This window comes from Candidatus Competibacter denitrificans Run_A_D11 (assembly GCF_001051235.1).
Taxonomy (GTDB): domain Bacteria; phylum Pseudomonadota; class Gammaproteobacteria; order Competibacterales; family Competibacteraceae; genus Competibacter_A; species Competibacter_A denitrificans.
In genome coordinates, this window is the sequence record NZ_CBTJ020000041.1 from 54254 (window position 1) to 69259 (window position 15006).

The 15006-nt window shown below is 55.3% G+C and carries 11 protein-coding genes and 1 pseudogene; 1 reads left to right on the forward strand and 11 read right to left on the reverse strand.

Annotation, left to right across the window (positions count from 1 at the left end):
- Window positions 1-268: 268 nt before the first annotated feature.
- On the forward strand, window positions 269-2611 hold the full coding sequence (glgB, locus tag BN873_RS09085; protein WP_082161191.1) for a 1,4-alpha-glucan branching protein GlgB: 2343 nt from the start codon (window positions 269-271) through the stop codon (window positions 2609-2611).
- A gap of 74 nt (window positions 2612-2685) precedes the next feature.
- On the opposite strand, the gene BN873_RS21325 is transcribed toward glgB, so the two are convergent.
- From BN873_RS21325 to tssC, 11 genes and pseudogenes are all read right to left on the reverse strand, one after another.
- The gene (locus BN873_RS21325; protein WP_071244099.1) at window positions 2686-3180 is read right to left on the reverse strand and encodes an acyl carrier protein; all 495 of its coding nucleotides are present in this window, start codon (window positions 3178-3180) and stop codon (window positions 2686-2688) included.
- Between the two features lie 294 nt (window positions 3181-3474).
- Window positions 3475-4086: pseudogene (locus BN873_RS09095) on the reverse strand (4-fold beta flower protein); the annotation flags it as partial.
- A gap of 47 nt (window positions 4087-4133) precedes the next feature.
- Window positions 4134-5033, reverse strand: coding sequence for a hypothetical protein (locus tag BN873_RS09100; protein WP_048673092.1), 900 nt, complete (start codon window positions 5031-5033; stop codon window positions 4134-4136).
- A gap of 30 nt (window positions 5034-5063) precedes the next feature.
- Window positions 5064-5537, reverse strand: a complete 474-nt coding sequence (locus BN873_RS09105) for a hypothetical protein (RefSeq protein WP_048673095.1) — start codon at window positions 5535-5537, stop codon at window positions 5064-5066.
- A 92-nt stretch (window positions 5538-5629) separates the two neighbouring features.
- On the reverse strand, window positions 5630-8311 hold the full coding sequence (gene tssH / locus BN873_RS09110; protein WP_048673098.1) for a type VI secretion system ATPase TssH: 2682 nt from the start codon (window positions 8309-8311) through the stop codon (window positions 5630-5632).
- Window positions 8312-8353: 42 nt separating this feature from the next.
- Complete coding sequence (gene tssG / locus BN873_RS09115) at window positions 8354-9385, reverse strand: type VI secretion system baseplate subunit TssG (RefSeq protein WP_053085285.1); 1032 nt, start codon at window positions 9383-9385, stop codon at window positions 8354-8356.
- Window positions 9349-11226, reverse strand: a complete 1878-nt coding sequence (tssF, locus tag BN873_RS09120; protein WP_048673100.1) for a type VI secretion system baseplate subunit TssF — start codon at window positions 11224-11226, stop codon at window positions 9349-9351. The genes tssG and tssF overlap by 37 nt, the downstream gene beginning before the upstream one ends.
- Window positions 11227-11251: 25 nt before the next feature.
- Complete coding sequence (tssE, locus tag BN873_RS09125) at window positions 11252-11764, reverse strand: type VI secretion system baseplate subunit TssE (RefSeq protein WP_048673102.1); 513 nt, start codon at window positions 11762-11764, stop codon at window positions 11252-11254.
- On the reverse strand, window positions 11757-12605 hold the full coding sequence (locus tag BN873_RS09130) for a type VI secretion system accessory protein TagJ (RefSeq protein ID WP_048673105.1): 849 nt from the start codon (window positions 12603-12605) through the stop codon (window positions 11757-11759). Before BN873_RS09130 ends, tssE begins: the two co-directional genes overlap by 8 nt.
- A 99-nt stretch (window positions 12606-12704) precedes the next feature.
- On the reverse strand, window positions 12705-13187 hold the full coding sequence (locus BN873_RS09135) for an Hcp family type VI secretion system effector (RefSeq protein WP_048673107.1): 483 nt from the start codon (window positions 13185-13187) through the stop codon (window positions 12705-12707).
- 308 nt (window positions 13188-13495) lie between these two features.
- A complete protein-coding gene (tssC, locus tag BN873_RS09140) occupies window positions 13496-15001 on the reverse strand; it encodes a type VI secretion system contractile sheath large subunit (protein ID WP_048673109.1) in 1506 nt (501 codons plus the stop codon).
- Window positions 15002-15006: the final 5 nt, after the last annotated feature.

Here is a 15006-nt window from a genome sequence, read left to right on the forward strand (position 1 = left end):
CCCACCCTACTCACGCCGTCGTCTTTTTAATCCAAGCGTTCGCCCCCAATTCCCTTATAAAAAACTATCCTTATGATAGGAACCTATCCTTGGAGTGATTCGCGTATAATGGTTAGCAGCACGCACGCCGCTTGACGTCTGGCTCCAGACGTTCGCCACTGACCGGCAACAGCACTGCTCAAAGCCGGTGACAGCTTGAAAACGGGCTATTTGCGATCTGGGGCAGTAGCTGCCGTCGGGCACGACTTCCACTGTTAACATAACCAGGATGAACAACGTGACGAGCCCGCAACTCAATCCCGAACTACAACGTCTGATCGAAGCCCGACACCACGATCCCTTCGCCTTGCTGGGCCGCCACCCCCAAGACAAAAAAGTTGTTGTTCGAGCACATTTTCCCTACGCCGAAGAGGTTGTTCTCGTTGAGGCCAATCAACCGCTGGAGCGCATCCCAAACACTGATCTGTTCGAGTGGCATGGCAAACCCAGCCAAGTGCCCGAACGCTACCAACTGCGCTGGCGGGATTCCAACGGTAACGAGTCTACGGCACACGATCCCTATTGCTTCCCACCACAAATCGCCGATTTCGACTTGTATTTATTTGGCGAAGGCAAACATTGGCATGCTTACCGCTTTCTAGGCGCGCACCCACATGTAGCCGATGGCGTCTCCGGCGTCCTGTTTGGAGTCTGGGCGCCCAATGCCGAACGGGTCAGTGTGGTCGGCAACTTCAATCGCTGGGATGGGCGCTGTCATCCGATGCGCGGTCGCGGTGCCAGCGGCATCTGGGAGCTGTTCATCCCCAGTCTTTGCGCCGGCGATCTTTACAAGTTCGAATTGCGTAACCGCAACAGCGGTGTCGTGTTCTTAAAAGCGGACCCCTACGGCCAGCATTTTGAAATGCGGCCCAGTACCTCGACCATCGTCCCCAAAGCCGATACTTACGTCTGGGGCGATAGCGAATGGCTGGAGAAACGGAAGAATTTCGACTGGCTCCATCAACCGCTTTCGGTTTACGAAGTGCATCTTGGCTCCTGGCGCCGCGGCTGGGAAGGCGAATTCATCAATTACCGAGAACTCGCCCACCAGCTCGTGGACTATGTGAAGGACATGGGTTTTACGCATATTGAGCTGCTGCCCATCACCGAGCATCCATTCGACGGGTCTTGGGGCTATCAGACCATCGGCTATTACGCCCCAACCAGCCGCTTTGGCACACCGGACGATTTCCGTTATTTCATGGATTACTGCCATCAACAGGACATCGGTGTAATCCTGGACTGGGTACCGGCCCACTTTCCCAAGGACGCTCACGGGTTAGCCCGGTTCGACGGCGAGCCTCTCTACGAGCACGCCGATTCGCGCAAGGGCGAACACCTCGACTGGGGCACCTTAATCTTCAATTACGGCCGCTATGAAGTGAAAAACTTCCTGCTGTCGAGCGCCCTATATTGGCTTGAGGAATTTCACATCGACGGCCTGCGGGTGGATGCCGTCGCTTCAATGCTGTATCTCGATTACTCGCGCAAGGAATGGGTGCCCAACCAATATGGCGGACGCGAGAATCTGGAAGCCATCGACTTCCTGCGCGAGCTGAACACCGTCGTCCACAGCGAACACCACGGCGCCATGGTCATCGCCGAGGAATCGACCTCCTGGCCACAGGTAACCCGGCCCACCTATCTTGGCGGTCTGGGCTTCAGCTTAAAATGGAACATGGGCTGGATGAACGACACACTACGCTACATAGCCCAGAATCCGATCCATCGCAAATACCATCATGACCTGCTGACCTTCAGTATGCTTTATTGCTTTACTGAAAATTTCATGCTGCCGTTCTCACACGATGAGGTGGTACACGGTAAGGGGTCGATGCTGTACAAGATGCCGGGCGACGAATGGCAGCGTTTTGCCAATTTGCGGCTGCTGTACACCTACATGTTCACGCATCCGGGCAAAAAACTCCTGTTCATGGGAACGGAATTTGGCCAAGGGACTGAATGGAATGAAGCATCCTCTCTCGACTGGTACGTTCTGGAATACAGCTTCCACCAAGGGATGCAATTGCTGGTCAAAGATCTGAATCGGCTCTATTGCAATAGTCCGGCGTTGTATCACTTCGAATTCGAATGGCAGGGATTTCAGTGGATCGATTGCCACGACGCCGAACAATCGATCATCAGCTACATTCGCAAGCAAGATGATGACTTTTTGGTCGTCATCGTCAATTTCACACCGGTACCGCGCCACGGTTATCGGATCGGGGTACCACGCGAAGGCCGTTATACCGAAGTGCTCAATTCCGATTCACACTATTACGGCGGCAGCGGTGTCGGTAACGGAGATGTTGAATTGATTGCCGAGGAACGGCCCTGGATGGACAATCCTTATTCCATCTGCGTCACCGTGCCACCGCTGAGCGGGATCGTCTTGAAGCCGGAACTGTTGCCACAACCTGAGTCTGTCGCAGCAAGCGCGGAAGAAGAGATTGCACCTGAAGAAGCCGTAGCTGTTGTGGAGGTTGTTCCAGCAGCGACGACCCCCGTTGCGGTTAAAGACACCCCAGATCCCGTGATCGCCGAGGAAGAGTCGAAACCAGCAGCCGCCTAAAACAGCGGCCGGAATCGTCTTTTCACTGATAGTGGGGCGCAGTATTCCGCGCCCCATTCCCTAATGCAAGGCCATCAAGGCAGGTCAAGCGACTTGATGGCTTCGTGTTCGACCGCCGCAGAGAAAGCAGCGTTGCGATGCTCGCGGTGCTGTCGCCCACATCTCCCGCACCGATAGCGTTGTTTGCCGTTGGGGGTCACGCCGTATTTAATCAGGTGGTCGCTCCCACAGTACGGACAGATTAGACTCGCCGTCGTCAATCTCTGACCCTCTTGCTGGGAAGACTGACCGAAGCCAACAGGCGACTTTTGATGTTCCGGGCCACCTGTCTTACTGAGCACCAGCTCGTAGACCCGCCCGATGGTTTCAAATGTTTCAGCGCTGATTTCATCATCGCTAATTTGAATGCCGAACCGTTCCTCAAGCGCCTGGATGAGGGCGACCACCGCCATCGAGTCGAATTCTGGAATACTGCCCACCAGCGCCGTATCGGGATGCCATTTTTTCACCTGGTCGCCCAAATGCAACAACTCGCCGATCAGTTGCCGTATATCGTCGAATTCGGCCATCGAAAACCATCTCCTGGAATAGGAAGCCCCAAGGAAAGCGCTTGGCGCGGCCATCAAACCGCTCGGCGCGTAGAGGTTGTCAAGATAGCGTTGCCGCCGACAAGAATCCAGCCGATTAGGTCAGTTAGCTAAGATTTGATTTGAGAGCATGTGCCTGGAAAGAGCACGACTGGGCATAGGCGGTGTCGGCTGGGCGATACTTGCCCTTCGTGAAGCCAGCCTACGCCGCTGGCTGGTCAGATCGCAAGAAAAAACTGCGCCTGGCCTGCCTGATTTGTGGCAAACGATGCAGTATCAAAAGGCATCAGAATTGCGCCCGACGCGACGCAGCCAAAACGGCAGCGTGCGTTGATCGGGTGCCAACCAACGCAAGAGCACCTCGTCACCATTGAATTCGATGATACGGTAGCCGGGTACGGCTTCCAGCGCTCCCTCGCTTTGCCAGCGCCGCAGAAATAGCAATGGCCCGCGTAATTCCCAGCGGCCAGTGATGTTCTGGGTCGGCGAAACCGTCCAGACAAACTCCCCATCTGCGTTTAGCTCGACCTGCTGATGATCCTGTTGCCAAATTCCGATCAGTTCTTCCTGATTCGGTAGCCGCAATAAGTCCTCTAGCGGATCAATCCACCCGGGGCGGGGCAACCGGTTGGTACGCGCCGCTGGCGGACTGGGTGGCTCTGCGGGTACGGGGGGCACACGCGGCGTTTGCCGCACCGGCGCCACCCCATTGCTTCGGCGCAGGACATAATGCTGTTCGACGATCTCCCCTAAAAAATAACCATCTGCCTTCCAAACCTGCTGCCGCGAGTCCACCCAGCCGAGATAGCGACCGTCTGCCGCGAATAGCCATTCGTTCACAATAAAGCCGGCGTAGCGCCCTTGCCAAAAATAGATCGATTTCATGTCGCTAAGATAAAGTGAGGGTTAGGCATTTGGTAGGTAGCCAATAAATATTAGAAGCCAAAATCAAATCCTAGATTAGCGCCAACCCAATAGCCGTAATCACCCTGCGTTAGCGGTCGATTTTTCTCATCAGTCCCCTGATAGCCTTGGTCAGCAATATCGATTCCAGAGATCGCTGATCCAGAATAAACATAATTCAGAAAAACAAAGGAATGACCATAGCTGCCATCTGTGACTGACTTACCCTCCTTGACCCGATCAAAATCACCAAAAGCGTGCCAAGTCTGGATAACCGCACCCGGTATTAAGCGCCCTGACCATATACCTTGAGAATCCACCAAATAACCCAAACCAACCGATGCCATTGCACCGGGTGCCCCTTTACCCCGATACTCCTCTGGAAAAGTCAACCAACTTTTCTGAGGAGCAATCAGCGAACCCCATAAGCGACTAAATTCACTTTTATTATCGAAAGCGGGTACAGGGCTGCCGACCTGTTTCGCTGCCTCTTTGACCCGTGCATAACAAGCCTCATAACAGAGACCACCGGGTCTTTTTTTAGTGGATAAATTATAATTATCCACTATTTTTTCTCCGAGTCTATTCAAATAACTCCGTCTTGGCTCACCAAATTTTGGAATAAAGATTACCCCGGTATTTTTTGCTGGATTGTAAGTCGCCCCATAAAAACCATAGTATTTTTCACCAGCTTTAGGTGCTGGACAAGCTACATAATTTGCCAGATACCAGTTGATTTCTTTAGGATCTTTAGTTAGAAAATTATAATAAACCAGATCCGAAGCGCCCATTCCATGTTTCTTGGCAATGGTGAAAAAGTTTTCGCTCTTATCAGAACCTACTTGATAAGGTTGAGGGTATCGATAAAGGGTATCATTGGTACGTACTGGAGGCCAGGGTGCCTTGATTGTAGGTTCTTTGGTAATCGACATAGCAGCTTCTCCACATCACGATAGTTAAAGTCACTTAGCAAAGTGTTCAAACCACTCTATTTTTAATAGCGTGATCTGCTTATTAGCTACCAGACCTATTTTATTAATAGATTCATTTTTTTTTAAACGCATCCCAGACAAAAAAACAGCCTTATCTGAAATATCATTGGGGTCTGGTACTTTTGGCTTCATGGGCAAAGTGCGCCCCTTGTCTGTATAGAGAACGACCTTTAAAATCGTATTATCTCTATCATTAGAAGGACTCCTCTTGGTCGGCTGATGAATAAATCGTGAAGTGATTTTTCCATCAGCCGTTACCAATATCCCTATATGACCTTCTCTATCTGTAATGGGCACTGGTAGATCGAGTTTCAGCAAGCTCCCTGGTAACAAGGTTAGTGACTGAAAAAAAAGATTTTGTGTCTGTGGGGGAGTCTCTCCCTTCACGTAAAAGGATATGAGCGATAACAGAATGAGCAGGCTGAAAAGAACCACTTTTTTCATAGCACTACCACTCTTACACCTGTAAAGCTCTAAGCCTATTGACTCATTGACTCATTGACTCAATTCAATCAAGAGTCAAGGCGCGGATGGCATTAAAAATCATATCCAAACTCGCCTTCTCGTACCGCCACATGTACCCGCTCAATGGTCTTGCCCTCGACCATCCGGCTCAGGAATTCCTGGCTGATCGCCGGCAACATGGTATTGGTCAGAATGGCATCGACCATTCGTCCGCCGCTCTCCAATTCAGTACAGCGGCTGACGATCAACTTCACCACCTCATCGTCATAGCTGAACGGGATTTTGTGATTTTGCTTGATGCGTTTCTCGATTCGACCCAATTGCAGCCGGACGATATCGCCGATCATTTCATCGCTGAGCGGATAATAGGGAATCGTCACCAAACGTCCCAATAGAGCGGGCGGGAACACCTTGAGCAACGGTTCTCGCAGTGCTTTGCTTAAACCTTCAGGATCGGGTAGCAATTCCGGGTCTTTGCACATCCCGGCAATCAGATCGGTACCGACATTGGTAGTTAACAGAATCAGGGTATTCTTGAAATCGATAAAGCGCCCTTCCCCGTCTTCCATCCAGCCTTTATCAAAGACCTGGAAGAAGATTTCATGCACATCGTGATGGGCTTTCTCCACCTCATCCAGCAACACCACACTATAAGGCCGACGGCGCACCGCTTCGGTCAACACCCCACCCTCGCCGTACCCGACATAACCCGGCGGTGCGCCTTTCAAGGTGGAGACGGTATGCGCTTCCTGAAACTCACTCATATTAATGGTGATGACGTTCTGCTCACCGCCATACAGAGCCTCTGCCAAAGTCAGCGCGGTTTCAGTCTTGCCCACCCCGGACGGCCCGGCCAACATGAACACCCCAATGGGTTTATTGGGATTGTCCAGCGCGGCGCGCGACGTCTGAATGCGGCGGGCGATCATTTCCAAGGCGTGGCGCTGGCCGATGATACGGCGATTGAGGATGTTGGCCAGATTCAACACCGTTTCGATTTCGTTCTTCACCATCCGCCCAACCGGGATGCCGGTCCAATCGGCGACCACGGCGGCAACCGCCTGCGCATCCACACTGGGCAGAATCAGTGGTGACTCTCCCTGCAACTCGTTCAGCTTAACCTGCAAGCCCTTTAACTCCTCCAGCCAAACCGCTCGCTGGGGATCTACTTCGGTCGCAGTCGCAGTCTCAACCGTACCGCCAACACCGCGCAATTTGGCACGCAACTCCAAAATCTGATCGACCAGCCCCTTCTCTTCCTGCCAGCGTGCCTCCAATGCCACCAGCCTCATTTCCTCAGTCTGCAATTTTTCCGTGGCGGCGGCGGTGCGCTGAGCAGTGTCGATCCCCACGGCTGTTTCACGACCAATGATCTCCAGTTCCGTTTTGAAACCGTCGATCCGCCGCCGACAATCTTCTACTTCAGCCGGTACTGCGTGCAGACTGATCGCCACGCGGGCGCTGGCGGTATCGAGCAGGCTCACCGCCTTATCCGGCAATTGGCGGGCTGGAATATAGCGATGCGACAGCCGAACCGCTGCCTCCAATGCTTCATCAAGCACCTGCACCCGATGGTGCTGTTCCATGGTCGAGGCCATGCCGCGCATCATCAGCAAGGTTTTCTCTTCGCTCGGCTCACCGACCTGAACGACCTGAAACCGACGGGTCAAGGCGGGATCTTTTTCGATATGTTTCTTGTATTCGGCCCAGGTGGTGGCGGCGATAGTGCGCAGCTTGCCGCGTGCTAAAGCTGGCTTGAGCAAGTTGGCCGCATCGCCCGTCCCGGCCGCACCACCGGCACCGACCAGCGTATGGGCTTCGTCGATAAATAAGATGATGGGCTTGGGGGAAGATTGCACTTCATCGATCACCTGCCGCAGCCGATTTTCGAATTCGCCTTTCATACTGGCGCCGGCTTGCAACAAGCCGACATCCAACACCCGCAGCGTCACATCCTGTAGAGGCGGCGGCACATCGCCAGAGGCGATGCGCTGGGCGAAACCTTCCACCACCGCCGTCTTGCCGACCCCGGCCTCACCGGTCAGGATCGGGTTGTTCTGGCGGCGGCGCATCAAAATATCGACAATCTGGCGAATTTCCTCATCGCGGCCGACGATGGGATCAAGTTCACCCTTGCGCGCCCGTTCGGTCAAATCCACCGAAAAGCGCTGGAGCGCCTCTTGTTTGCCCATCTGGGCCGGTGCTATTGCGTCGCTGGCTTCGCCAGGGGCCGCCCCGCCACCGACTTGCGAACCGTCGGTCGCCCGCAAACCAGCTTCCGGGGACGCCGCTACGATGGCAGCAAACTGCTCGGTGAGGGTATCGAGCTTGACCTTGTCGAACTCGCGGGAGATCGCGAGCAGCGCGTTACGCAGATCAGGCGTTTTCAGCAAGCCGATCATCAGATGGCCGGTACGCACTTGCGAATCGTTAAATAACAAGGTGGCGTAGACCCATGCCTCTTTAACGGCGGCATCGACGTGCGAAGACAAATCGGAAATCGACGTTGCACCACGCGGCAAACGGTCCAGCGCTTCAGTGAAATCCTTAGCGACCCGGCTCGGATTCAGGTCGAAATGCTGGATAATTCGGTGCAAATCGGAATCTTGAAGTTGCAGGATTTGATGGAACCAATGCACCAATTCGACGTAAGGATTGCCCCGCAACTTGCAAAATACGGTGGCGCTTTCAATCGCTTTGTAACCGACGCTGTTTAATTTTCCAAATAGAGCGACGCGGCTGATTTCGGCCATGGGTACAGACTCCGGTGGCGAGGCGTTCGTTAATGAAGAGAGTCAGATGCAATACGTGATGGCATCTAATTTTAGATCGTCGGCGTCACAGGCCAGGGGTTGACCGGTGAGCCAAGTGGTCCAACCCAACTGCGAGCCAGCACCCAGCCTCAGCGGCGGCACCTCTTCCTTTTTGAGGATTAAATTCACATCCCACAGCAACTCATCACCGATGTAGTTGCGAACCCAGGCAACCAACCGACGCAAGCTAGTACTGCCGGGCAAAAACCGCTGAAACTCGGCAAGCCCCATCGGGCCAACCACAATGCGAAACTTGTACTGGCAATCCCAAACCCGCTCGCCGATGACCGCCGTCAGGCCGAGCAGCCCCGTGGCAGGCGTTTCACCGAGGCGACAGCGGCTGGATTCATCCAGGGTCAGCCAGTGGCCGACAAAACTTTCAACCTGGACCGGCAACTTGAAAAAATCACCCAGGATCGCCGCCAACCCTTCGGGATTACGGGTCTGACACACCAGCCGACCCGCATAATGGAACTTGGCCAGGTCCGGCGCCTCATCACGCTCCCACAGCGCCGGCATCCCCAAGCCGAACGGCGCCCCGACATAGGCGTTGAACCGGTCGGTTTCCGGTCGATCATAGCTCACCGTCGGCTGAGCATCGGCCCAGGCCCGATAAAACAAACCGACCATTCGGTGATGGAAAAGATCGGCAAACCAAGCGAAGGTGCGGTCGCCGTGATGGCGGGACCGCTCGCGGGCGTATTCAGTCAAATGCAGCGGCAGCGGCCCGTTCGGGCCAAACAGCCCCAGAAAATACTCGAACAAGCGCGGGGGTCGGCCATCGCCCCCTGGATCAAACGCCGCCAACGTCGCCGGCGCAAACGCCATGGAGGGTTCCTGGGCCAGGCGTACCGGGTCATCAGTCAGGCGCGTTGCCTTCCCCAACCGGGGTTGCTCACGATAGAGGCATTCCAAGCGCCGCAGCGCCTGAAATAAATGAAAGGCATACGGCTTGCGCCGCAGCGCTTCAAATAAGGCTACAGCGTATGCCTGCGTCCGCTCTGAGCCGGCCATCGGATGATCTCACCCCGTTCGGTCGATCTGACCACGGTCTCAGTCAATGAATTGATGGAGGCATACTTGGTAAAAAACCGCTCCAACACCGCTCCCATCAGAAAGATACCTACCCCTTCGAACGCGGCCTCATCCAGCGTCACGCTGACCTCCAAACCACGGGCGAACGCAATCGGCCCAGGAATCGGCGCGCGGCGGGTAATCGGCGTCGCCCGCACCGAGGTCACCCCATCGATTTGTCGGCGCACGGCCAGTTCCGCAATGTCTCCATAAAGTCCCAACAGTTGCCGCAGTGCGACAGCGCCTTGCTGCGAATCGGTGTCGGTGATCGAGAGATAATTCAGCGCCAAATGGCTGATCAAGCGCCAGGCAGTATCGCCGTGTGCGTGAGACGGGCGCGGCCGGGTCGGCCCGGCCAGGCAGCGAACAGCGCGGATCGGCGCCCCTGAGACCAGGGTAAAATCGGTAGCGCCGCGGCCAATGGGCATGTGCAGCGGCAAATCACGATTGGTGCAGATCGCCGATACTGCCAATTGCCGCAAGTTGGCTTGATAGGGAGCCTCATCGGCATCCACCAGAGCCAGATAAATTTCACTACCGACATAGCTAGAGCGCGGCCCAACCCGCCGTTGATGGCCGGATAGTAAACGCGGTAACCGGTGAACCGTGTAATAGGCTCGCTGCTGTCGTTGGCTGATTTGGTCGTAGCTGGCATAGAACGGCAGAAACTCCTGTTCTTCCCCTTCTGCACCGATCCCGGTCACGCTGGTAACCTGGTAAACCTCAAAATCCATCGGTCGAGTGCGATCCGGCAAGACATGGTGCTCCGCCACCTGATCGCTCAGATGGATGCGATCAGCCCGCTTGGGAAATAGATTGACGGCCGGTGTGCAAAAGAGGGCGAAATTCTCCGCCGCCACCACATTTTCTAAGGCGGGGTCGGCTCGATTCAGCAGGATCAGCAATTCTAATTCGTTCTCGCTACAGCGGCGCGTCGCCCGCGTCAAGCCGTTCAGTTCGACGAACAGATAGCGCTGCGGAAAGGCAAAATACTCGTGCAACAACCGATAGCCCTGAAACGAGGGCGCCGTGCAGGGCAGCAACGCCTGCTCGTCCTCGAAACCAAAACGCCGCAGGTGTTCTTTTCCGATCAGTTCGTGCCAGGGGGCAGGTCGCTGGCCTGGTCTCGCTACCAGCATGACTGCGTTACCCAGCAGTTGCTCGTAGAGGCGGGCCGGTACCGTGTCGCTACCGTGCAGAAAAATTGGCAAACGCTCCAGACCCAGCTTGTCGAATGTCAGGCCCGGCAATGTGGTGCGTAACCGCAGCCGGAGACCGGCACGAACCTTGGGTAAATCCGGCAGATCCAGGTGCGCAATCGGCTCCTTGCCGGCGAAATACTGGGCTTCGGTGACTTCCAGCGGCCACAGAGTCACCTCGTGGGCTGTCCGGTACTCACATGGGGTCTGCTCGTCCTTACCCAGCAAGCCAAGCAACTCGTTACCCCTGGGCACCACGAAGCCTTGTGCCAGCGAACCTTCGGTCGGCTCTGGGCGGAATTGCGCAACCAGCATTGAAGGCGTTGGCGCTAGAAAGTGCGGGTAGATAATCTCCAACAAATGCTGGGTAAAGCGCGGAAACTCATCATCCATTTTAAGTTGCACGCGCGCTGCCAGGAAACTGAAGCCTTCGAGCAAGCGTTCAACATAGGGGTCCGCGCACTCGAACCCTTCTAAACCGAGCCGACCAGCGATTTTGGGAAATTCACGAGCGAACTCACCGCCCATTTCGCGCAGGTGCTGAAGTTCGCGGTTGTAATAGTCAAGCAGACGCGGATTCATGGTCGAAGTGGCTAGAGTTTACGAGCTAATGCGGCCGTGCTTGGCCGGCTTCCTCGATTTTGGCCTGGCCATTTTCCAGGTCGATCTCGGTGCGCAAATACAACTGCAACGGCAAGGGCTGCGCCCACAGATCACCTTCGATCTCGAAGCTGAGCGCATTGCGGCCCATGGTTTCCCCGAGAGACGCACGGACGCGCAGGGACTGGCGCAGGATGCGCGGCTCAAAATCAATCAGCACCTGGCGCAAAGTTTTCTCCAGCATAACGACATCCAAACCGTGAACCATCATTCCCGCCAAAGCGGGTAAGCCGAAATTCACAACGGAGCGGGCCGCGAAAGGATAGCGTTCGATCTCCTCGCTCATGGGCATACAACTGGAGTTCAACAGCCAACCGAGATCGCGCAAGACACACTCTCGCAGCCGATTGGTGGACAGTACCCGCTTATCACGGGATTCCTGCTGATGCTCAGGCTCATCATCGGTCAGCCGATCCAGCAGCGAAGGCTGCAAACGCTCCTTGGGGGTCAGCTCAGCCATCGCCGCTGGCTACCTCTGGAGCGATTTGGTCGGTGGGATCTTGATCGACGACCAATTCAATGCGGCGCACATCCAGCAGCGGATAATCATCCACGTCGGTCGCCAACATACGCTGTCCGAGGCCAAGGGCATGACCTTCACCAGCTAGCCATTCGGTCTTGCGGCCCAGTTGCACCAGCGGATCAGCACTGTTTTCAGAAGCAGGGTAACGCGCCGGGATCAAGCCAACCGTCTCGCCGCCATTGGCCCAAGTAAAGTGGACCGGCGCCCAAACGTAATCACGCAAGTCAGCAGGCCGTTCGAGCGTAACGATATGAATACGCTGGAAAGGAATCCAATAATAACGGCCGTTAACAATAGCTTCCAGCATCGGTCCCAGCCGAGGATCGGCGTCGGCGATCCAGCCAAACGGGCGCTCATCAACCACCCCGGCGGTCTCCATGGCCGCTGCGAAGGCGCGTTCGCGCACCGCTTGCGCCTCGGCCTGATGACCGGCGGCGTCTAAGCTCAGTCCTTCAATCAATAAGGCGACCCACGGCTCAGGGTCGCCGAAAATCAACGGCGAGCGCCGACCGGCGAAGACCTCCGCCCGCAACCGCTCGCACTGAATGGCTTCGCGATAGGTGCGCACCATCGGCAGGGTGGTCGCGTCCATCTCCGCCAATACCCCCAACTGATTGAGGGCGCGCTCCCACTGGCCCAGCACGGCCAGTAGTTGAAATAAAAAAACCCGCAGTTTGGCATCGGCGGGCGCCTTACGGATCTCGGCTTGCAGGGACTGCAACGCCTCGTGCGGGCGACCTTGACGCAGCAATTCACGCGCCTGGGCAGCATCGTGCATGGCTAAAGTTTCTCCATCGGACCAACAGCGGGCTACAACCCAAGAAAGCCAGCGAGGGATAGGAAGGCGGTAAAGCCTTTCCCATCCCCCTGAACCAACTTACTTCTTGACGTTTTCTGCAATGTCGAAGGTGAACTTCGGCTTTTCGCCCTCGCCACCGTCTGGCTTTTGCTCGGTGTAATTCACTTCCACCTTAGCAAAGTTCAGGCTGACGTTTTCCGTAAGCCGATCCTCGCCACCCGAACCACCGGTCGAATACGAGGTGATCAGCACCTGGGTCATCTTAATGGTCATATAGGTCATGGGCTTATCGCCCGCCTTGCGCAGAATCAGCGTGGCTTCCTCATAGTGCTTGCCGGTTGAGCAGCGGCCCATGATGTCCGGTGAGGCTTTATCGACATATTTGGTGAGCGACATATCCTGCACGTTCACCTTGCCCGACCCCGAACCGCCACCAACATGGCCAGAACCCGCCTGGCTCAAACCCCAACTCCAGGCCAGAACATCGATTTTGCCCTTGTGCTCACCGTCCCGCGACTCACCTTTGATACCTTTGATCTCTAAGAAAATGTCAACGGCCATTTTGCTCTACTCCTCAATCAGATCACTGTTTAATGAACATCCGGCGGATGTCCCCTCGGTCACAACTTAACATTCGGTCAACATCTCACATTCGCTGAAGGATCAACACGCTTTGGGTTTTCCGCTGAATGTGACCATCTTCCGAGGTATTCATTTGCACTATCCGTGCCACTATTGAAATCACCTTTTCCAGACTTATTTGCAACGATTAACCTCACTTCAGCACCCACTTCACGCCAAAATGAACCGATGCAAACCACTCTGAACCGGCTCACTCGTCTTGGCGCGAACGAGCGAACCGGTATCGGTTAACCGCCGCCCTTGGCGGAAGGCAGCTTGGAAACCAACCGTAGCGATACGGTCAAGCCTTCCAACTGGTAGTGGGGCCGTAGGAAGAATTTCGAGGTGTAATAGCCCGGATTGCCCTCCACTTCCGAAACCACCACCTCCGCCGCCGACAGCGGATATTTCGCTTTGGTCTCCTCACCCACCGCTTCCGGATTGCTGACCACATAGTTCCTGATCCACGAGTTCAGCCAGGACTGCATTTCATCACGTTCCTTGAAGGAGCCGATCTTGTCCCGCACCATGCACTTCAAATAGTGGGCAAAGCGACACACCGCAAACAGATAAGGCAAACGGGCTGACAGGTTGGCGTTGGCGGTGGCGTCGGGGTCATTGTACTCCGTCGGCTTTTGCAACGACTGGGCGCCGATAAAGGCGGCAAAGTCGGTGTTTTTCTTATGGATCAACGGCATGAAGCCATTTTTGGCCAGCTCCGCCTCGCGGCGGTCGCTAATGGCGATCTCCGTCGGACACTTCATATCCACCCCGCCATCATCGGTTGGGAAGGTATGGGTCGGGAGATTTTCCACCGCCCCGCCGGATTCCACGCCGCGAATCCGCGTACACCAACCATACATCTTGAAGGCCATATTGATATTGGTCGCCATGGCATAGGCCGAATTGGCCCAGGTGTACTTGCTGTGATCCGCTCCTTCCACGTCCTCTTCGAAATCGAACTCTTCAACCGGGTCGGATTTCGCTCCATAAGGGCGTCGCGCCAGGAACCGGGGCATCGCCAGTCCGAGATAACGGGAGTCCTCGGATTCACGCAAAGACCGCCAGGCGGCATACTCCGGTGTCTGGAAGATCTTGGTTAGATCGCGCGGATTGCTCAGCTCCTGCCAAGAATCCATCTGCATGGTCGTCGGCGAGGCGGCCGCCAGAAACGGGCAATGCGCGGCAGCGCCAATCTGGGCCATGCCTTGTAGCAGCTCGACATCGGCTGGCCCATGATCGAAGTAGTAATCCCCGACCAGACAACCGAACGGTTCGCCACCGAATTGCCCATATTCTTCTTCGTAGATTTTCTTGAAGATCGGGCTTTGATCCCACGCCGTACCCTTGTACTTCCGCAAGGTTTTGTGCAATTCCTTTTTGGAGATGTTCATCACCCGAATCTTGAGCATCTCGTCGGTTTCGGTGTTGTTGACCAGATGGTGCAACCCACGCCAAGCGCTCTCAACCTGTTGAAAATCCGGATTATGCATGATCAAGTTGAGCTGCTCGCTCAACTTGCGGTCGAGAGCGGCAATCATTGACTCGATGGACTTGATCACGTCCTTCGAGATGAGTGTCGTATCTTGCAAGGCTTGTTCGGCCAGGGTACGGACAGCATTCTCGACCGCTTCCTTGGCCTGGTCCGACTTGGGTTTGAACTCGCGCTGTAAAAGCGAGGCAAAGTCGCCGGTTTCAAGCGTTTGGACCGCCGCTGCGGACTGAACCTGATCACTGGAACTGGTTTCGGCCATGGCTC

Coding starts and splice junctions, on each gene's coding strand:
- tssH (WP_048673098.1), bottom strand. CDS start 8,311: ATGGCCGAAATCAGCCGCGTCGCTCTATTTGGAAAATTAAACAGCGTC.
- BN873_RS09135 (WP_048673107.1), bottom strand. CDS start 13,187: ATGGCCGTTGACATTTTCTTAGAGATCAAAGGTATCAAAGGTGAGTCG.
- BN873_RS09105 (WP_048673095.1), bottom strand. CDS start 5,537: ATGAAAAAAGTGGTTCTTTTCAGCCTGCTCATTCTGTTATCGCTCATA.
- glgB (WP_082161191.1), top strand. CDS start 269: ATGAACAACGTGACGAGCCCGCAACTCAATCCCGAACTACAACGTCTG.
- BN873_RS21325 (WP_071244099.1), bottom strand. CDS start 3,180: ATGGCCGAATTCGACGATATACGGCAACTGATCGGCGAGTTGTTGCAT.
- tssF (WP_048673100.1), bottom strand. CDS start 11,226: ATGAATCCGCGTCTGCTTGACTATTACAACCGCGAACTTCAGCACCTG.
- BN873_RS09100 (WP_048673092.1), bottom strand. CDS start 5,033: ATGTCGATTACCAAAGAACCTACAATCAAGGCACCCTGGCCTCCAGTA.
- tssG (WP_053085285.1), bottom strand. CDS start 9,385: ATGGCCGGCTCAGAGCGGACGCAGGCATACGCTGTAGCCTTATTTGAA.
- tssE (WP_048673102.1), bottom strand. CDS start 11,764: ATGGCTGAGCTGACCCCCAAGGAGCGTTTGCAGCCTTCGCTGCTGGAT.
- tssC (WP_048673109.1), bottom strand. CDS start 15,001: ATGGCCGAAACCAGTTCCAGTGATCAGGTTCAGTCCGCAGCGGCGGTC.
- BN873_RS09130 (WP_048673105.1), bottom strand. CDS start 12,605: ATGCACGATGCTGCCCAGGCGCGTGAATTGCTGCGTCAAGGTCGCCCG.